This is a genomic window from Bradyrhizobium sp. USDA 3364 (assembly GCF_054056355.1).
The window spans coordinates 8,137,000-8,155,442 of record NZ_JBSRYG010000002.1; the positions used below are offsets into that span (position 1 = coordinate 8,137,000).

Below are 18,443 nucleotides of genomic sequence, written 5' to 3' on the forward strand. Positions count from 1 at the left end.
GCCCAAAGCGGACATCCTACCGGTCGGGGCCGATGTCAGCTTGTGACCCAGAACGGAAGTCGGCTGCTTCATTCAAAATTGAGCATTGGAAGCGTTAACGGTTGACGACGACAGTTCATGCAACCAGTAACGTCTGGCAATTGCTTGATCCGTGAAGTTTTGGACTTGAGAGATGTCGAATGCGGAACGGCTGCCTGATAGCGCTCGGCCTACCTGTAGGTCTGGTGATCGCTGGGATCGGCCTATTGTGGCTCAATTTTTATTCTGTTCACGTCCGCTACCGGCTCACCGTCGAGGTGCAGGATGGTGACCAGATCAAGACCGGATCGAGCGTCATTGACGTCGCTTACAATATAGAACCGAGTTGGTCTCCCAGCCAGTATAACTCATTTCCGCGGCCTGTCGGATATGCACCAACCGTCGATCTCGGCGAAAAGGGCTTGCTGTTTTTAACGTTCTCGGATGCGACAAGGACCGCGGCGCAGCGCGCGCAACGCAACAAGCAGGTTTTCTGCCTGTTTGACGATATCGGATGCCTGCCCTTTGCAGCCTATCGCTTATCCGGCGGAGCGGCCGACTATGCTCGGAAGAAGACGGCGCTTGAAGACCTGCTTCGTCAACGCGGGCCGCGTGACGTGCCATTTGTCACGCTGCCGCAGCTAATACGGTTCGTCGATATCGACGGTCAGCACAAGTATATCGACCTTCCGCCCGATGACTTAGCCGCGAATATTGGGCCAGGCGTCAAGCTCAAACGTGTCGTCCTACAATTGACCGACGATCCAGTAACGCCGCGGCCAGAAATCTGGCCGCAATGGCTGAAGGAAAAAGGCCAGATGTCGGCCGTACTTAAGGGATATCAGAATGACTGACGTAAGGATGCTCCCCTTTGGCCCAGAGCGGACCTTCCGGGCGACGTTGGCCCACGTTGTCTTTTGTTCGAGGCCAAGGCAGCGATGAGCCCGGAACTCAAGATCGTACTCTTCGCAATTTTTGCGGCGCTGATCTTCGTCTCCGGCGGAGTAATAGTCCTTCAGTTGCAAAAGCCGAATTGTCCTCCGGGAATGACAGCCAAGTATAACGGGTACAAACCTCACCGTGGTTGGCGCTGCGCTGAGCTGCCTTAGGCCTCGATCACGCGGGCCGCCACGGTCGGCTTGTGACCCCGAGCAGATGTCAGGTCGACCGTCTCTAATTTTTCGTGTCCCAATCAGAAATGCTTAGTGCTTCTGTGCTGATCTAGCTGCATGAATTGGCTCGCACTTCTACTATTTTTCGGCCCGCTGGTGTACTTCCTCCTTCGTGCCAAGCGTAGTCACGAACGATCGTTGGAACTTAAACCAACGGGGATATACCGCTCTCCGCTGTCCTATGCGTGGATTGCAATTCTCTTGGCAGTCCTCTTTCTTATGTTCGGCCCCGTGTACTTGCCTCACCATCGTTGGACTCTCATTGCGTATCTTGCTGCGTGGGCCGTGGTGCTTGTTGCGGCCTTCTTCGTGCGGCGCGCCCTGAAATGGCGCTACCCGATCTGAGACGACTTCTGCTCGTGGCCCAAAGCCGACGTCCGCTTCGACCGGCTTCAACGCCGCTTTTGAGCCCCAAGCGGACGAGGGTCGTGTGCGCGCACGCCCTATTTCGGATGCCACCAGCGTCCGCCGATCACGACGCCTTCGGATGCGATCTTGCGATCGCCGGTCAGGTGCTCGCCGACCACGTCGACATAGTCGAACTGCTCTTCCTTGATCGAGATCAGCGTGGCGTCGCCGACGCTGCCCGGCTTGAGGCTGCCGAGCTCCGGCCGCCGCAGTGCCATCGCGGCGTTGACGGTGGACGCCGCGATCACGTCCGGTAGCGGCATCCCCATGCAGAGGAATTTCGACATCGTCGTCACCTGGTCGAACGCCGGGCCGTCGATGCAGAGCTGGTGGATGTCGGAGGAGATGGTGTCGGGATAGAATCCGTTGGCGAGCATCGCGCGCGGTCTTGAAGGCGAACGAGCCCTTGCCATGGCCGATGTCGAACAGCACGCCGCGTTCGCGCGCCTCCAGCACCACCTTCTTCACCGTGCCCTGCGCGGTCGCGGGCGTGTTGGGGAACGGCCGGAACGCGTGGGTCAGCACATCCCCCGGCCGCAAGCGCGCCAGCACCTCCTCGTAGCTCGGCGGCGGATGGTCGATATGCGCCATCAGCGGCATGCCGACCTGCTCTGCAACCTCGAGCGCGATCTCGAGCGGCACCAGCCCCGAGGTGCCCGAGGCGAACAGGCCGACCCGCACCTTGATGCCGACGATGACGTCGCGGTTTTCGTCGGCCACGCGCGCGGCGTCGACCGGATTCATCAACCGCAACTCCTCGCTCTCGCCGACCATCACGCGGTCCGAGAAGCCGAAGATGCCGGCATGCGAGACATGCAGATAGGCGAGGATGCGGACCTGGCTCGGCTCGATCACATGCTTGCGGAAGCCGGCAAAATTGCCGGGGCCGGCGCTGCCGGTGTCGACCGATGTGGTGACGCCGGAGTTGCGGCAGAATTCCTCCGCGTCGATGCCGAGCGAGGTGCCGCCCCAATAGACGTGGGTGTGCAGGTCGATGATCCCCGGCGAGACGATCAGCCCGGAGACGTCGCGGACCTCGGTCGCCGGATCGGCTTGCAACTCCCGGCCAACCGCGCCAACCTTGCCACCGACAAAGGCGACGTCCGTCACAGCATCGAGCTTTTGCGACGGGTCGATCACCCGTCCGCCGCGCAGAATCAAATCGAAAGGCATCGTGTTCTCCGGATTTCAGTCCGGCACGATGGTCGACTTCGCCGCCGCCTGCAAGCGGCTCAGCCGACGCGGGCCTGCTGCGAAGCGGGCGCACTCACTGACGCGTGATCCGCGCTCTTGTCCGCCTCGCCGGCCGCCCCCTGGGCCGACGCCGCGATCGCCGCAATCGCCGGATGATGTGCCGCCTCAAGCTCCGCAATCAATTGCTGGGCCCAGCGATACGACGATTCAAAAATCTCCTGATGACGGTCGAAATCGGTCACGTCGATGCCTTCGGGCGTCGGCGGGCGCATCACGAGGTCGAGCGGCGTGGTCGGCAGCGTATCGTAGCGCTGATGCGCGACGAGGCTGCGCCACAACACGTTGACTGCACTCGGCGCGGCCGGAAGCGCCTTCCTCCGGAACGGCGTCAGCAGCGACGCAAGCAGCTCGAACCTTCCCGGCAGCGCGGCATAGTCGACGTCGAACATTTCGGTCGCCGGCTCGCCGAAATGGACCACCAGATTGGGGCCGCTCTTCATCTGATGCATCTGCGCCAGCGGCACGTTGTCGACGAGGCACCCGTCGACCAGCATCACGCCGTCCTTGGTATAGAACGGCGGCAGCAGGCCGGGGATGGCGCTCGACGCGCGCACCGCCTGCCACAGCAGGCCGGTGCGGATCAATTCGAGACTGTGTGTCGACAGATTGGTCGCGACCGCCGCGAACGGCCGCCAGCAATCCTCGATCCGGCAATTGTGGCCGTACTGATCGGCAAGCGCCGCGTCGAACGCCTTGTGGTCCAGCAGCGCGTAGCGCGGCCAGGTCGGGCGGCGGAAGCTGCGGCTGGAGACGAAGATCTCATGGGTGCCGCGCTCGAGATGCTCGGCGTCGTAGTTCTTGGCAAAGCCCGCCGCCATCGCCGAGCCGACGCTGGTGCCGACGAAGATGTCGAACATCGCGCCGCGCTCGCGAAACGCCTTGTAGACCCCGACATGCGCGGTGCCCAGGCTGCCGCCGCCGCCGGCGACGAACCCGACGGCGCGACCGCACAGGAAGCGAACCAGGCTGTCGATATCGATCTGGTCCTCGAGCGCGACATGGTGATGCATGAAGCAGGGCAGCCGCGCCAGCCAGACCGCGGTGCCGCTGACCTCGGGACGCCTGTTGTCATGAACCCGAACCAGGCGTCGCGCCGACGCCGGATGCACCCCGCAGGCGAAGCTTTCGATCTCCGTGAGATCAGGCGCGGGCGCATGGCCACGGCAGGCGAACACGACCAGATCCGCCTGGCGAATGGTTTTTCGCGCCCACTCCGATGCTTCCGCCCCGCCGAAATAGGCCACCAGCGGCGCGTCGTACTCGATCCTGTTGAGCCAGTCGGCGACTTCGGAAGCGTCCAGCGCGCGTCCGGGAAACATGGCCTGGACGCGCGCGAGGTCGACAATCTCCGCACCTGCAGCGGCAAGGCCCTGGCGCAGGCGCTGTTCAAAGGCAGCGGGCACCGGTTCCCGTCCGCCCGAGATCAGCGCCACGGTGCGGGCCTTCGGTGACGCCCGGAGAGGCAACAGCCGCGCGGTCTCGCTGGCAAACCGGAGCGCCAGCGCTGACAGCAGGGCCTCGACGATGGCCGGCGTCTCCTGCGCCAGCTTGGTATAGGCCGCGCGCGTCAACACCAGCACGCTGGCATCGCGGATCGCGATCACATTGGCGGTGCGCGGGATGTTGGCGAAGAACCCGATCTCGCCGACCAACTCGCCGGCGCGAAGCTCCGCGATCGGTTCGGGATGACTGGTCCGGTACACGGCGAGCGCGCCGTGCAGCACCAGAAACAGCGAGTCCGAGGCGCCGCCCTGCTCGACCAGGAGCTCGCCGCGCACGAGGTCCCGCCGGGTCATTGCACCAACGGCGATCATCCGCTGCTCCGCGGTGAGTGTTCTGAACAGCGGGAAGTCTTCGGACACGCTTCCCCACGCAAACGTAGCGCTGGGCGGCACACGGTTCGATTGCATGACCGGATGTTAGCGCCGGGCCGCCGTCCCGGCGAGCGATATCAGAGCCATCCCGGCGGCACCCTGACCGCCCTTCTTGGGAGCACTGCAACAGGATTGCAGCACCGCACGATCCTCGACCTCACCGTCGTCATCGCCGTCACGCCGCAATCGCGCACGACGCAACATCCTTTCAGGTGTGCAGGCCGGTTCCGCAAGCGCCGCAGGCGCCAATCTCGATCAGGACCGCCTTCTTGCTGACATGAGGCCGTGACACGTTCCCGATCCCGGGCCTGGCACCAGGTCCGTCTCGCGTGCATCGGTTCGTCCTCCCTGTCCCTGCGTTGGGCCGGGTTCGGCCGCACCGACTTTTGGTCAGGACAATCGGGATGTCATGAAGGCCGTGGCAAGATGCGACGGAGGTCAATAGGTTGCCGCGTCAGGTCTTGACGGAAGTATTTTCCGCAAGGACGCACCGATTGTGAACGTAACTTAGAGCGGCTTGCAGTATTGCGGAGTACGACACCATGAATCCCGGTATCGAAGGCATCGTCGGCATGTACGTCAAGTTGGGCGAACTGGACACGTTGCAACGCATGAAGGAGCATCGGCAGAGCCTGCTGGAGCAATGCGTCGATACCGCGAATTTCAGCTTCGAGGTGACGCGATCGATCTACAAGGGCGATCTCGAGGTGATCGAAGCCGGCATCGAGAGTCTTTCAGGGGAGATCACCGGCAATGTCGATGTCTTCAACGAAGACAGGATTGCCGGCTGGGCCTCGTACAACCAGCACCCCGACAAGCGGGTCACGATCGATATCTACTTCAACGGCGACCTCGTTGCCGAAGTCGTCGCCGATCAGTTCCGCAAGGATCTTCTCAAGCTCGACAAGGGCGACGGACACCATGGGTTCATATTCGAGCCACCGGCCGGCTCCTTTCAGCCGCCCCTGCAGCTCGAGGTCCGCGCCGCGAAGCGGAAGGTCCTGAAATCGGTGACCATTGAACCGGCAGTGCACGCCGAGGCCAAGTAACGTCACCACGTCGCTTTCGCGCGCAGATCGTCACTTCATCGCGGTGCCGAAGTCGATGACCAAGTCACGACAGGCCAGGTGAAGTGGCCCGTGATGCCAATGCAGACTGCGACATGACGGACGCGCGCGGCGGATTGACAGCGACGGCCGGACCATTCCAACCTGCGGCACAACTTCAGGTTACGGAATGAAGCTGCAGCCCGGTTCCGAACGAATCTTCGCCGACGAGCGCACCAACCCGCTGGACGGGCGCGTGCAATGGGCGCCGGCGAAGTCGCTGTGGCTCGGCGGCATGACCGCGGTCGCGATCGTGTTCGGGCCGGTGCTGTTCTCGTGGAGCGCGTTCGCGCTGTTCATCGTGACCAGCGCGATCACACTGTGCTTCGGGCATTCGGTCGGCATGCACCGGCGCCTGATCCATGCGAGCTTCGACTGCCCGCTGTGGCTCGAGCGGCTCTGCGTCTATCTCGGCACGCTGGTCGGGATGGCCGGTCCCTACGGCATGGTGCGGCTGCACGATTTCCGCGACTGGGCACAACGCCAGCCCGCCTGCCACGCCTACTCCCGCCACGACGCCGGCTTCTGGCGCGATGGCTGGTGGCAATTGCATTGCATGCTCGTGCTGAAGCACCCGCCGGTGTTCCGGCTCGAGCCGCGGCTCGCCGATGACCGCTTCTACGCCTTCGTCGAGCGAACCTGGATGTGGCAGCAACTGCCCTGGGCGATCCTGTTCTTCGCGATCGGCTCGTGGAGCTGGCTGGTCTGGGGCATCTGCGTCCGGGTCGCCGTCTGCGTCACCGGTCACTGGCTGATCGGTCACTACTCGCATCGCAAGGGCGGACAGACCTGGATCATCGAAGGCGTCGCGGCCCAGGGCTACAATGTCGGCATCGCCGGGCTGATCAGCATGGGCGAGAGCTGGCACAACAATCACCATGCCTACCCGAACTCGGCGAAGCTCGGGCTGCTGCCGGGGCAGATCGATCTCGGCTGGTGGCTGATCAAGGCGTTCGAGGCGGCCGGGCTCGCGAGCAACATCAAGACGCCGGACAATCTTGCGCCGCGCCCTGGCTCGCGCCGGGTCGATGTCCCCGGTCACGCCGACACGGTCGCCGGGACCTAGCGACGGCGCGTCGTTGCCGCATCCGCCGCGCCGGTTGCAGATCGATCGCCTTGCCGCTATAGAGCCCGTGTCGGAAAAGGCAGACTTGGTTTGGTAAGCCCAAGTCCTTTCGGAAACGAAGTCCTTTCGTGAACGAGGTCGTTTCGAAAGCTCTGGTCTCCTGCCTCGTGCATGAGATCCCCACGACGAACACCGGACGCCAAGGCGTCCATTGTTCGTCCGTGTGGTTCTCAACCCGACGAACCGCTCCGGTCGAACACCGACAAAGGAGCAGTTCATGCACAACCACCATCCCGTTCCCCACGATGTCTTGATTGCCGGTGCCGGCCCGGTCGGCCTGCTGCTTGCGTGCGAGCTGCGTCTCGCGGGCGTCTCGGTCCTGGTGCTGGAGCAGGCCGCCGACCCGCACTCGCCGCTGAAGCGGTTGCCATTCGGCATGCGCGGCCTGTCGGCGCCCACGATCGAAGCGCTTTATCGTCGCGGGATCCTCGACGACATCGCGGCGCCCCAGCGCGCGCAGGATGGCCGTGCGGCCGGCCATTTCGCCGGCATCCAGTTTTTCCACGATGATATCGACACCTCGAAATGGCGGTTTCGCCTGCCGAGTCCGGCCGGCACCAGCATGGCGGTCGACATGGCGTCGCTCGAAGCCGCCCTCACCGCTCGCGCCACCGCGATGGGCGTCGAGATCAGGCGCGGCGCGGGCGTCGCGGCGCTCGACCAGTCGGACAACGGCGTGACAGTTTTCGCCGGCGGCGAGACGTTCCGCGGACGCTGGCTGGTCGGTTGCGACGGCGGCCGCAGCACGGTGCGCAAGGCCGCAGGCTTTGAATTCACCGGCACCGATCCGGAGTTCACCGGCTATTCGGTCGAGGTCGAGATCGCCGATCCGGACCAGCTCCGCCCCGGCCGCCACTACACGCCATCGGGCATGTATACCTACGCGCGGCCCGGCACGATCGCGATGGTCGCGTTCGACGGCGGCGCCTTCCACCGCAGCCGGCCGATCACGCGCGAGCACGTGCAGGCGGTGCTGCGCCGCGTCTCCGGCACCGACGTCACCTTGACGGCGCTCCGGCTCGCGACCACCTGGACGGATCGAGCCTGTCAGGCGACGCGATACCGCAACGGGCGCGTGCTGCTCGCCGGCGACGCCGCGCACATCCATTCGCCGCTCGGCGGCCAGGGGCTCAACCTCGGACTTGGCGATGCGATGAACCTCGGCTGGAAGCTCGCTTCCACGATCCGTGGCGACGCGCCCGCCGGTTTGCTCGACAGCTATTCAAGCGAGCGGCACCCGATAGGCGCGCAGGTTCTCGACTGGTCGCGCGCCCAGGTCGCGCTGATGCGGCCGAGCCGGAGTTCGCGCGCGCTCGAAGCGATCGTCCGCGATCTCATCGCGACGCCCGACGGCGCGACTTACTTCGCCGAACGCGTGTGGGGCGTTTCGCTCCGCTACGATCTCGGCGGCGGCCATGCGCTGGTCGGCCGCAGCGCACCCGACTTCGCGCTCGCCGGCGGGACGAAGCTCGGCGAGCTGCTCTGCGATGGGCGCGGCCTGCTGCTGGACTTTGACTTGCGCGCTCCGCTTCGCGCGCTTGCCGATCGCTGGCGCGGCCGGATCACCTATCTCGCAAGCGACGCCAGCGATCGGCTGGGCTTGAGCGCAGTGCTGGTGCGTCCCGACGGGTTTGTGGCCTGGGCCACAGACATGGAGCCGGATCTGGAGGAGACTGCGCAAGCCGCAGCGCAATGGTTCGGAGAACCTGACGCGGCGCAGGAAGCCGCACGGATCCCTTGAGATCGGTGCGCGGGAGTTCCGCTCGCTTCTCTTGCACCGTGTGCGGGTTCCGCGTCTCAACCGTAACGCCCCGTTAACCCTATCAGCCTTAGGGTCGTCGGGGCTCCGAATGGACGGTGGCCGGGTTTGGTGTGATGTCGTTTGCACAGAAGAAAACTACCGTCGTCCCGGTAGCCGAGGAGCGGCGGCGCTTCCAGCGCGTCAAGGTGCATCTGCTCGGCCGCTACATGCTGCCCGACCGGCGCGAGTTTCCGTGCCAGATTATCAACATGTCCCCGGGCGGCCTCGCGCTGCTGGCGCCCGGCATCGGCAATGTCGGCGACCGCGTGATCGCCTATCTCGACCATATCGGCCGTGTCGAGGGGCGCATCACCCGCATCATCGACAACGGCTTCGCCATGACGATCGGCGCCACCGCGCGCAAGCGCGACAAGCTCGCCGCCCAGCTCACCTGGCTCGCCAACCGCGACATCCTCAATCTGCCCGAGGATCGCCGCCACGACCGTATCGTGCCGCGCAACCCGATCGCCCTGCTCACCCAGGAAGACGGCACGCGGATGACCTGCCGCATCATCGACCTTTCCTTGTCGGGCGCGGCCATTGCCGCAGAGAACCGCCCGCCGCTGAAGTCGCTGGTGATGCTCGGCCGGGTGCAGGCCCGCGTGGTGCGCAATCTCGAGGAAGGCTTCGCGCTCGAGTTCGTCCACGAGCAGTCCGCGGAAACCCTCGAAGAGAGCGTTACCGCGAGGTAAAGCGCAAAACCGCTCAACACCCCCGTTTTCAGCCCGCGAAGGCGGCCATCCGGTGCACCGGTGGCCGCCTTCGCCGCGTTTGGCCCGGCACAATCGGCGGTTAACGGCCGCGGCGTTTGACGGAACAAACCGTGCTGGCGCAGCGCTTGCCGGGTTAATGCATAAAATTTGAATCAATTGCAGTTGTTTCAAATTTTAGGCGAATTCGATTCAAGTACAGATCGAATTCGCCGCAGCTTTTACCAGTATTCGCCTCAAATCTACTTTGCACACTTAGCTGCGGCGAAAAAACTTTGTGCGAAACGTGGTCCCAACAAGAAGAACGGGGGCTACGATGTTTGGGTTCAGGGGACAGGGGAAAGGTCTGGCGGTTGCCGCCATTCTGTTTGCGACGTGCGTGTCGGCCAAGGCCGGCGACGTGGTCTACGCCAGCCTGGGTGACGTTGCGCGTTCGCCGATCGGCTGGGTCGAATTCTGTACCGACAATCCGACCGAGTGCCGCGGCGGTGCGACGCAACCACGCGACATCGTGCTGTCGCAGACCGCCTGGCGCGACCTCGTGCGGGTCAACAAGTGGGTCAACGAATCCGTCAAGCCGATGACCGACATGGATCATTGGGGCGTGATCGAGAAGTGGTCGTTGCCATCAGATGGTTACGGCGACTGCGAGGACTACGTGCTCCTGAAGCGCAAGATGCTGATGGACGCCGGCTGGCCGCGCGAGGCGCTGTTGATCACGGTGGTGCGCGACAAGAAGGGCGAAGGCCACGCGGTGCTGACGGTGAAGACCGACAAGGGCGAGTTCGTGCTCGATAACCAGAACGAGAGCATCGTCGCCTGGACGGACACCGGCTACCGCTTCGTCAAGCGGCAATCGCAGGCCGATCCCAATGTGTGGGTCTCGCTCGGCGACAACCGCCCCGCAGTTGCAACCGCAAGCTCGCGTTGAGCAGAAGCAAGGAATTTCGAGTTCGCGACCCGGTCACATCCCCACCCCTCCCCGTCCCAGACCGGTTCGCGCGCGGCCAGGCTTCCCCCAAAGCCTGGCCGCAACCCTTTTTGCGGGCACGAAAGGCCCGACAAATGATTTCGTGTGGACCGGGTCTGGCCTACCGCGGCGAGCGGCATTCCATGTAGTGCTGCGCCTCGGTCGAGGCCTCTTTGACAATCTCGAGTCCGCAGGAGGCTGCCCACTCACGCAACTCATCCCGTTCGTACCGGAACGCGAAGGGCGGGTGGTACCAGTCGAAGTTCACCAGATCGCAGTGCTGTTCGGAGAACGCCGGATTGTGCCAACACTTGATGAAATGATTGTAGATGAAGGTCTGGACGTCATAGCTGCCTGCCTTGATGCCAAGGAACGGCAAATCGTGCTCGATCGTGATCTGGCCCTTGGTGCGCTGCAGATCCCGCCCAAGCGCCGTCAGCTGGTTCGCGGTCGCAAACGCCTCGTCGTTCGACATCGGAATGATCGCTGCCCGCAAGGCGTCATCGACGGCCTCACGCATCGGCGCCTTCTTGGCGTAGGCGGTAATGGCGATGGTGCCGCCGGGTGCGAGTTGCCGCACCAACGTATCGAATGTCGCGCGCGGATCCGACGTGTGATGGATCGCCGCACGGCAGATGACAAAGTCGAACGGCTGCCGTGTCGGCAGTTCGCGCGTGATGTCATGTCTGAGCAGAGTCGCAATCCCGTATCGTTCGATCGTATCAAGCGCACCGTGAATATCGGCACCGACATATTCGAGCCTTGCAGGGACCGGGGTTGCCGCGAGTTGATTCAGGATATCACCAAATCCGCAAGCAGCATCGTAGACCGACGTCTTGCGCTCCGACGCCTGCTTGCGAATGCGCTCGAACAGTTCGGCCCAAGGCAGTTGTCGGCTCGGCATTGCCTTCGCCGCTTCAGCATTCTGCTGAACGAACGTCCTGAAGTTCAGATCGCTCGACCACTGCTTCGTGTAGTGGTTGGCCGTCTGCTCGTTGTCACGCATACGTCTCTCCTTGGAGAGACAGCTAGCACTGCGACCAGGCGTTCGCAACGGGACCGCGGAAACGCCCCGGCACGGCCATTGCGTACCACACCACGGCACAATCCTTAGCGGATGAAGATGATCAAGGCCGGCAAGCGGCCGGCGAATGCATCGACATATCGCGAACTCGTGCGACCGAGTGAGAGCTGCGATCGCAACCTCAGAAGAAGCGCTCAAGAAAGGCCGCCGTCTCGTCCGTGATGCCGACGATCTTGTTGGTGGCCTGGCGATAGAACTTGGAGTTGAGCTCGGTCTCGGGCCGGCCGTCGTCCCAGTCCTTGAAGTGCTTGAGCTGGTCGCGCCCGAGCGGACGCCTCGCCGACACCATGCGCCTGACCACGATGCTGACACGCGGCGTTTGCCTGGCGATTCCGACCTTGCGCGGCACCGCCTCGGCCGCGGTGACGACCGCACGGGCGATCATGCCCTTGCTGCCCTCGTTCTCGCTCGCAAACACGAACACGACGTCACCGGCGGCGATCAGTTTGCCGCCATACATGGTCTTCTGCGCCTTGAAGGCGAACGCTTTCGCCCGGGAATCGGAGATCCCGGTCTTGATCGCAAACGCCATGCCCGCCCACCCAACCAATCGCCCCGGCTTGAGCCGCCCCGCTTGACACATCGTAGCATCTGCGCGATTGAATTGAATTCAATTCAAGAGCCGGATGGACAATGACCGTTGCCGGTCCAGGAACGCGGGAAAGGCTGCTCGCCGCAGCCCGGGACGAACTGATCGAGGGGTGCGGGCATCTCGAGATGCAGGACGTCGCCAGACGGGCGCGGGCCTCGGTCGGGCTCGCCTACCACCATTTCGGATCGAAGGCCGGCCTGATCGCGGCAGTCGTCGAGGAGTTTTACGAGCGGCTCGACCAGGCGGCATTCGGCGGCGCCACGCTGCCGGCAACGAGTTGGGCGGCGCGGGAGAAGGCCCGGATCGGCGCCTATGTCGCGTTTCACTACGAGCATCCGTTTGCGCCGCTCGTGATCGGCCCGCTGAGCCGGGCGCCCGAGGTGCTGGATGTCGAGACCGCCTTCACCGCAAGGCAGCTCGCGGCCGGGGCCCGGATGCTCGAGGCCGCGCGACGCGACGGGATCGTCGCCACGGACATCGATCCTGACCTCACCATCGCGATGATGATCGGCGGCATCCGCCAGGCGTTGATCGGTGCGCTGGCGGGCGGACAGCGGCCCGATCCAGCCGATCTCACCGACGACATCTGGGCCTTCATGGCCGCGGCGCTGCGGCTGCCTGCCGACACCCCGTCCGTCACGTCAAAAGCCCCGCGGCGCAGCCGCACCTGATGTTCAACCTTAACCCCAAGGTCGGTGGCCATCTTGTTCAATCCGCACGATTTTCACACGCCGCAGGCGTCCTACAGCAAGCCGGATCTGCTGCGATCGAGCGAGGGCGACTATTTCGGCCCGGGCAATGCGCAGCTGCCGGCGCCGCCGATGCTGATGATGGATCGCATCACCGAAATCAGCGCCGCGGGCGGTGCCTTCGGCAAGGGCCACGTCGCTGGTGAGCTCGACATCGCGCCGGACCACTGGTTCTTCGCCTGTCACTTTGCCGGCGACGCCGTGATGCCCGGCTGCCTTGGGCTCGACGCGATGTGGCAGATCATCGGCTTCTGGCTCGGCTGGTCGGGCTCGCCGGGCAAAGGCCGGGCGCTCGGGGTCGGCGAAGTCAAGTTCAGAGGTCACATCACGCCGGACGTCAGGCTTGTGCGCTATGAGGTCGACATGCGCCAGGTCAGGCGCGGCCGGCTGGTGCTCGGCATCGCCGACGGCCGCGTGCTCGCCGACGGCGCCTGTGTCTACCTTGCGAAGGACATGAGGGTCGGCCTGATCGCGCCCGCGCGCTGAGCCGGACGGCCTTGTTTTGGGGTAAAAGCCGTTGCACTTGCGGCGAATTTTACAGACCCCCCGCTTGAATCGGCGGGTTTTTCCCGTGCCGAGGTTGTGCTATTCGGAACCTTTCAATTGATGTCCGGTTCTGGTCGCATGGTCGAACTTGCCCCCCGGAATGCACAAACCAGCAGCCTGATTGGCGTGCAGCCGATCGCGATCGGCGCCGTGGCGCTGGTGCTCGTGCTGTTCGGGATCGGCTCGATCGCTCTGTGGCGCGCCTTCAGCGGCAATGTGCCGGAGACCGACCGGATGGTCGCCGCCCGTCAGTTGCAGGCGCGGACCGCGCAAGTCTCCGAGGCCCTGGTGGAAAAGACCAAGGGGATGGAGGTGACCCAGCAGGAGTCCATCGACCAGTTGCAGGAGGTGCAGGACCAGTTGCAGACCGTGCGCAAGCAGTTTGCCGCGCAGCAGGCCGACGCCAAGAAGCTCTCTGATCAGGTCGCCGCGCTGACCGAACAGGTCGAAGGTCTGCGCCAGTCGCTGGCGAGCGCGCAGGCCAACGAGCCGGCCGCCGAACCGGCGCCACGCAAGCGCTCGAAGGCCACCCGCAGTGCCAACCGGAAGCGCCGCGGATCGCGCGGCTGACGGCGGCCAGTGCCGGGCGATCCGCCAGCCATAAAAATGCGCCAAATCCCGAACAAGATCAGCAACCTCACGTGGAACATTCCGGGCTCCAGACCGGCCTCGGCCGTCTCGTGTCAGTGACCGCTACCGTGAATTAATCCGGACTTTGTGAACTGGTTCACATATCGGCATAGGAATCCGAGTCATCCTTAAATGACCGGATGGCGTGAGCCGATTTCAATATCCGGGGCTGGCAAGGTCGTTGACGGTATACTACGTCGACGGCCTTGTTTTTTGGGGTCCGCAATTCCCTCCTCGGGACTGCCCGCCAGGGAAGGCCGGCTCCGTGGACCTCAGCGAAAGCCCGGCGCGGTGAAATCCAACGGCGCAGCATCGCTGCGGCCGAGGCCGCAGCGACGGCGTCTGCCGGCCTAGATCGTAATGCGTTTCCACGGAAACGCATCACGATCTCATCTCTTTGTTCGAGCATGATCTTTCCGGAAAACCGGTTTCCACTTTTCCGGATCATGCTCTAGCTAGCCGGAGCGATCGCGCAAGCTGCGATCACCTCGCAGCCGCAGCCGTGCAAGCTTCGGCTCGAGCTCATGCAGCATGTAGATCAACGCAACGGCAAGGCTCGCAACAACAACCATGAACAGCATTGTCAGATCAGGAATGGTCAGCATCTCTGAGATCCCCTAAAGGCCCGGCTCCAATCGCAGCCGGGCCATTTGTGTTCGCGACGCGCTCACGCACAGACTGCTGCCAGACGGTGCAAGCTGCATACCAGTACGCGACAACCAACGCGTTGGCCGGGCTCCGAAACGCCGGCCGCGCCGATCATCCCAAGACCATCAGCATGGCGATCGAATGGACCGGCCATGCTTCAGCGGATGGCTCAGTTGCAAACCTGCACGCGCCGGACGCGCCAGCCATACGGCGTCATCACGCCGCGGCGCACGACGTAGCAGCCGCCATAACCATAGCCATAGCCATCGTCGTAGCCGTAACCGGCGTAGTATGGATCGCCACCGTAGCCGTCATAGTAGTCGTAGGCGCCGTAGCCTGCGCCGTAACCCAGGCCGAAGCCGACTGCTGCGGCAGCGAATGGATAGCCCCAGCCGCGCCGATAGCCCCAGCCGCCACCATGCCAGCCTCCACCGCGCCAGCCGCCGCCGCGCCAACCGCCGCCGGCCCAGCCGCCACCACCGCCCATGGCCCGGAACGCACCGCCATGGAAGCCGCCGCCGTGGAAGCCACCGCCACCGTGGAAGCCGCCCCCGTGGAAGCCGCCCCCGCCGAAGCCCCCGCGCGCCGACGCAGCGTCGACCGTGAGCAGACCGACCGAGGCCGTCGCCAGCAAGGCAATCATCGTTTTACGCAACATCACCCGTTACTCCTTCTTTCAAGGCTCTTCGCTTCAAGCCTCCACCGCCGCGTCCCGCGCATGCTAACTGAATCTAGGATCGCGGCTCCGAGTGCGGGCCTATGTCGCGCTCACTTCTGCGCGACCCACGTTCATCAAAGGCGCAGCGGTCGAGGGTTAACAGCCGCGGCAGATGCCTTTGGTCCGGCGATCGACTTTCTTGTTCTCGTCGGCGATGGCCTTGTCGACACTCTCGGTCGTCGACGCCGAGCCGGTGGTGACGCCCTCACCGGTGTTCGGTCGGCCGGAGGATTGGGCGGTGCCGGCACTGTTGGTGCCGGGTGGCGGTGACGTGACTTGCGGAGATGTCGGACTGGCCGGCGAAGGGCTACCGGTCCCAGTGCCGCTTCCAGTACCTTGGGCGACGGTAATCGAGGGCGCCAGCAGGATTGCGATTGTCGCTGACGCGACGGTGGCGGATAATTTGCGCATGGCATTTCTCCTTGCGGACATCAACGAATCCGCAAAATGCCCGTTCCCGCAGGCAAGGGAGCAATACAGGTTGGGAGCAATGCAATTTGCGCAAGCTGATCGAGTTTGACGACGACACGTTCGACAAGCTGAAGCAGCTTGGTCGCGACCGGATGGCGACCTTGCAGGAGCTCGCGGACGAGGCCTTCGCCGACCTGCTGAGGAAGCACGGTATTCCGATCGACCTGAAGGATGCGCTGCGCAAGAGCGCAAGACTTCAGCAGGCAACCAGGCAGCAGGATACAACAGATCACCCCGCCGCAGCGCCGAAAGCTGCGCGCAAGCGCGGACGGAAGAAGGGCTGAAGTTTCAGCCGATCTTCTTCAGTCCGGCTTTGTACTGCGGGCCCCTGATCGCGTAGGACTTCGCGGGCCGCGACAGCGCCTCCGCCTGCGCGGCGTCAAGCGTGCGCACCACGCGCGCCGGCGCACCGATGATCAGGGAATTTTCCGGAAACTCCTTGCCCTCGGTGATGACGGAGCCTGCACCGACGACGCTGCCGCGCCTGATGCGCGCGCCGTTCATCACGATCGATCCCATCCCGATCAGCACGCCGTCTTCCAGCGTGCAGCCGTGCACGATCGCGTTGTGGCCGATGGTGACGTTGTCGCCGATGGTCAGGGGAAAACCGGGATCGACATGCAGGGTCGAATTGTCCTGGACGTTGGAGCCCTCGCCGATCTCGATCCACTCATTGTCGCCGCGCAGCACAGCGCCGAACCAGACGCTCGCCGCGGACTTGAGGCGGACCTTGCCGATCACAACGGCATTGTCGGCGATGAAGTAGCTGCCGTCAGCGGGAAGATCGGGCTTCTGCCCATCGAGTTCGTAGATCGCCATTGAGGTCTCCCTGGAGCGTTTTCGAGCGAAGTGGACACCGGTTCGCGTGAAGAAAACGCCTCGAAACAAGAATCCAGAGCTTCGGTCCTGATTCAACCAGGACAGCAGCGCTGATCTGCGGAGACCTTGGCACAGCGGCCGACATGGTTTCAAGCAAGCGCGGCCATTGATCGGCCGCGGATCACGACGGGATCAGGCGAGCACGCCCGCTGCGCGCAGCGTCATCATGAAGAAGGTGCCCGACATCAGGCTCCAGAAGCCGGAGATCACCGTTGCCATCATCACGAACTCGAACCGGCGGCGCTCGATGCGCGCGCCGCGCAGCGTGTTGCGCATGATGATGAACGGCGCGGCAAAGACGAGGAACGGCACCGCGGCGAAGGTCTTCGGCGCCACGCCCTCTTGCAGCAGGCCGAAGCCGGCCGGGCGCTCCGCCATCGCCTGATAGCCGTTGGCCAGTGCGCCGGCGAACGCGAAACCAATCAGGAGCGAGAACAGGGAATTCAAGGTATCGGGCGACATCGGAACTTCCGCTACGCAACAGGCCACTCGCCCTGCTTCGCAGAATTGGCGGCCGGCCGCCACATCATCCTTAAGGAAAGGTTAACCGGGCTTCCCTGGCGCGGCATTTGCGCATGGCCAATCGGTCAGGGATTCCCTTGGAATCGTACGGAAATTGCTCGCCTCGTGGCATATTCGGCAGGTGATTCGGCCACTCCCGACCTGGTCTTTGCCTCGTTCATGACGCTTCTCTCGACGGCCCAGCATCTCGCCCGCGACACCCGGCGCAATCCGCGCGCGCATCTCGTTCCGATCGTCCTGTCGGCGATCATCGCGGCCGGCGCGGTGTCAACCGTCGCCTATCTGTTGTGGCCGACCTATACCACCTTCCCGCCGAGCGATCCGTCGCGGCTGCCGGTGAGCGTCGGCGGCACGCTGTTCAACGTGCCGACCATGGCCGTGCGCATGAAGATCCAGCGCCATTCCGGGCCGCAGGAACGCGTCGATCTGAATTTCCTCTACCCGTCGCTGCAAGCGCCTGCCGCGCCGAAGCATTACAGCGCTGATACGGTCGAGGACAAGGTACAGCCGATCGACAGGATTTTCGTGTCGATCGCGGCCCACCACGATTCACTCGCGCCGGACATGCGCGTGCGCACGATCTATCCGCGCTATCTCGATGAGCGCGCGACCAGCGATGACGGCTTGACGGCACGCGCGTTCCGCGACGGCACGCCCTATGGCGGCGAGGACTTGTTCAGCGCGGCAGAGCCGCAGCTGATCGCGCGCTGCACGCGCGACACCATGACGCCAGGCATGTGCCTGAGCGAACAGCGCATCGAGGGCGCCGACCTGACCTTCCGCTTTCCGCGCGGCTGGCTTGCGCAATGGCGTGACATCGCCACCGCGATGAACCGCCTCTCCGCGCAGATGCACGGCGCGAAGGGGTAGTGCCGTCATTGCGGCGGAGCGACTTTCCGGTCGCGGGTTCCCCGCAATGACGTCTTATCGGCCGGCTGTTCAGCCTTACTCGCTCAGATCTTCTTCCAGGATGGCCATCTGGAACTGGAACGAGCGATCATCGTCCTCGTCGTCGACGAACAGCACGCCGATGAACTCCTCGCCGATATAGACTTCGGCCGAGTCGTCCTTCTTGGGCCGCGGCACCACGCGGATCTTGGGATTGCTGAACACGCGCTTCAGATACGCGTCGAGCTTCCTGACTTCCTGAACGTCCACGGCCGTC

The 18,443-nt window shown here is 64.0% G+C and carries 20 protein-coding genes and 1 pseudogene; 11 read left to right on the forward strand and 10 right to left on the reverse strand.

Translation table 11 applies throughout. The features are described from left to right. Positions 1-179: 179 nt before the first annotated feature. A complete protein-coding gene (locus ACVILL_RS38455) occupies positions 180-872 on the forward strand; it encodes a hypothetical protein (protein WP_456733796.1) in 693 nt (230 codons plus the stop codon). A 761-nt stretch (positions 873-1,633) separates the two neighbouring features. Here ACVILL_RS38455 and ACVILL_RS38460 read toward each other — a convergent pair. Together ACVILL_RS38460 and ACVILL_RS38465 are read right to left on the reverse strand one after the other, a co-directional pair. Further along, positions 1,634-2,771 (reverse strand): annotated as a pseudogene (locus tag ACVILL_RS38460) (amidohydrolase/deacetylase family metallohydrolase). 59 nt (positions 2,772-2,830) lie between these two features. Next, positions 2,831-4,666, reverse strand: coding sequence for a patatin-like phospholipase family protein (locus ACVILL_RS38465; RefSeq protein ID WP_456733797.1), 1,836 nt, complete (start codon positions 4,664-4,666; stop codon positions 2,831-2,833). 602 nt (positions 4,667-5,268) lie between these two features. Here ACVILL_RS38465 and ACVILL_RS38470 point away from each other — a divergent pair. From ACVILL_RS38470 to ACVILL_RS38490, 5 genes are all read left to right on the forward strand, one after another. After that, a complete protein-coding gene (locus ACVILL_RS38470) occupies positions 5,269-5,775 on the forward strand; it encodes a hypothetical protein (RefSeq protein WP_456733798.1) in 507 nt (168 codons plus the stop codon). Between the two features lie 187 nt (positions 5,776-5,962). Beyond that, positions 5,963-6,898, forward strand: a complete 936-nt coding sequence (locus tag ACVILL_RS38475) for an acyl-CoA desaturase (RefSeq protein ID WP_456733799.1) — start codon at positions 5,963-5,965, stop codon at positions 6,896-6,898. 277 nt (positions 6,899-7,175) lie between these two features. Then, entirely contained in the window at positions 7,176-8,699 is a 1,524-nt protein-coding gene (locus tag ACVILL_RS38480; protein WP_456733800.1) for an FAD-dependent monooxygenase, read from the forward strand. A gap of 134 nt (positions 8,700-8,833) precedes the next feature. Beyond that, positions 8,834-9,451: a PilZ domain-containing protein gene (locus tag ACVILL_RS38485; protein ID WP_028336124.1), complete on the forward strand. Its 618-nt coding sequence runs from the start codon at positions 8,834-8,836 to the stop codon at positions 9,449-9,451. 334 nt (positions 9,452-9,785) lie between these two features. Beyond that, positions 9,786-10,400: a transglutaminase-like cysteine peptidase gene (locus ACVILL_RS38490; protein WP_456733801.1), complete on the forward strand. Its 615-nt coding sequence runs from the start codon at positions 9,786-9,788 to the stop codon at positions 10,398-10,400. 160 nt (positions 10,401-10,560) lie between these two features. On the opposite strand, the gene ACVILL_RS38495 is transcribed toward ACVILL_RS38490, so the two are convergent. Next, complete coding sequence (locus ACVILL_RS38495; RefSeq protein ID WP_456733802.1) at positions 10,561-11,661, reverse strand: class I SAM-dependent methyltransferase; 1,101 nt, start codon at positions 11,659-11,661, stop codon at positions 10,561-10,563. After that, positions 11,645-12,055 (reverse strand): hypothetical protein, encoded by a 411-nt coding sequence (locus tag ACVILL_RS38500; RefSeq protein ID WP_456733803.1) that lies wholly within the window; start codon positions 12,053-12,055, stop codon positions 11,645-11,647. Before ACVILL_RS38500 ends, ACVILL_RS38495 begins: the two co-directional genes overlap by 17 nt. Before the next feature lie 101 nt (positions 12,056-12,156). Here ACVILL_RS38500 and ACVILL_RS38505 point away from each other — a divergent pair, with 101 nt between their 5' ends. From ACVILL_RS38505 to ACVILL_RS38515, 3 genes are all read left to right on the forward strand, one after another. After that, positions 12,157-12,786 (forward strand): TetR/AcrR family transcriptional regulator, encoded by a 630-nt coding sequence (locus ACVILL_RS38505; RefSeq protein WP_456733804.1) that lies wholly within the window; start codon positions 12,157-12,159, stop codon positions 12,784-12,786. A gap of 33 nt (positions 12,787-12,819) precedes the next feature. Continuing rightward, on the forward strand, positions 12,820-13,350 hold the full coding sequence (fabA, locus tag ACVILL_RS38510) for a bifunctional 3-hydroxydecanoyl-ACP dehydratase/trans-2-decenoyl-ACP isomerase (RefSeq protein WP_456733805.1): 531 nt from the start codon (positions 12,820-12,822) through the stop codon (positions 13,348-13,350). Positions 13,351-13,488: 138 nt separating this feature from the next. Further along, the gene (locus ACVILL_RS38515; RefSeq protein ID WP_456733806.1) at positions 13,489-13,980 is read left to right on the forward strand and encodes a hypothetical protein; all 492 of its coding nucleotides are present in this window, start codon (positions 13,489-13,491) and stop codon (positions 13,978-13,980) included. A gap of 515 nt (positions 13,981-14,495) precedes the next feature. Here the strand turns inward: ACVILL_RS38515 and ACVILL_RS38520 are convergent. The 3 genes from ACVILL_RS38520 to ACVILL_RS38530 all read right to left on the reverse strand — a co-directional run bounded on the left by ACVILL_RS38520 (position 14,496) and on the right by ACVILL_RS38530 (position 15,817). Next, on the reverse strand, positions 14,496-14,645 hold the full coding sequence (locus ACVILL_RS38520; RefSeq protein ID WP_456733807.1) for a hypothetical protein: 150 nt from the start codon (positions 14,643-14,645) through the stop codon (positions 14,496-14,498). A gap of 212 nt (positions 14,646-14,857) precedes the next feature. Continuing rightward, entirely contained in the window at positions 14,858-15,346 is a 489-nt protein-coding gene (locus tag ACVILL_RS38525; RefSeq protein ID WP_456733808.1) for a hypothetical protein, read from the reverse strand. A gap of 156 nt (positions 15,347-15,502) precedes the next feature. Continuing rightward, entirely contained in the window at positions 15,503-15,817 is a 315-nt protein-coding gene (locus ACVILL_RS38530; RefSeq protein WP_456733809.1) for a hypothetical protein, read from the reverse strand. An 86-nt stretch (positions 15,818-15,903) separates the two neighbouring features. Here ACVILL_RS38530 and ACVILL_RS38535 point away from each other — a divergent pair, with 86 nt between their 5' ends. After that, the gene (locus tag ACVILL_RS38535) at positions 15,904-16,161 is read left to right on the forward strand and encodes a hypothetical protein (RefSeq protein ID WP_456733810.1); all 258 of its coding nucleotides are present in this window, start codon (positions 15,904-15,906) and stop codon (positions 16,159-16,161) included. Between the two features lie 4 nt (positions 16,162-16,165). On the opposite strand, the gene ACVILL_RS38540 is transcribed toward ACVILL_RS38535, so the two are convergent. Both ACVILL_RS38540 and ACVILL_RS38545 read right to left on the reverse strand, forming a co-directional pair. After that, positions 16,166-16,696, reverse strand: a complete 531-nt coding sequence (locus ACVILL_RS38540; protein ID WP_456733811.1) for a gamma carbonic anhydrase family protein — start codon at positions 16,694-16,696, stop codon at positions 16,166-16,168. A gap of 192 nt (positions 16,697-16,888) precedes the next feature. After that, a complete protein-coding gene (locus ACVILL_RS38545) occupies positions 16,889-17,218 on the reverse strand; it encodes a DUF6949 family protein (RefSeq protein ID WP_456733812.1) in 330 nt (109 codons plus the stop codon). Positions 17,219-17,437: 219 nt separating this feature from the next. Here ACVILL_RS38545 and ACVILL_RS38550 point away from each other — a divergent pair, with 219 nt between their 5' ends. Continuing rightward, complete coding sequence (locus tag ACVILL_RS38550) at positions 17,438-18,148, forward strand: hypothetical protein (protein ID WP_456734458.1); 711 nt, start codon at positions 17,438-17,440, stop codon at positions 18,146-18,148. Between the two features lie 75 nt (positions 18,149-18,223). Here the strand turns inward: ACVILL_RS38550 and ACVILL_RS38555 are convergent, their stop codons facing one another. Beyond that, a complete protein-coding gene (locus ACVILL_RS38555) occupies positions 18,224-18,436 on the reverse strand; it encodes a DUF3126 family protein (protein WP_024582483.1) in 213 nt (70 codons plus the stop codon). Positions 18,437-18,443 lie beyond the last annotated feature (7 nt).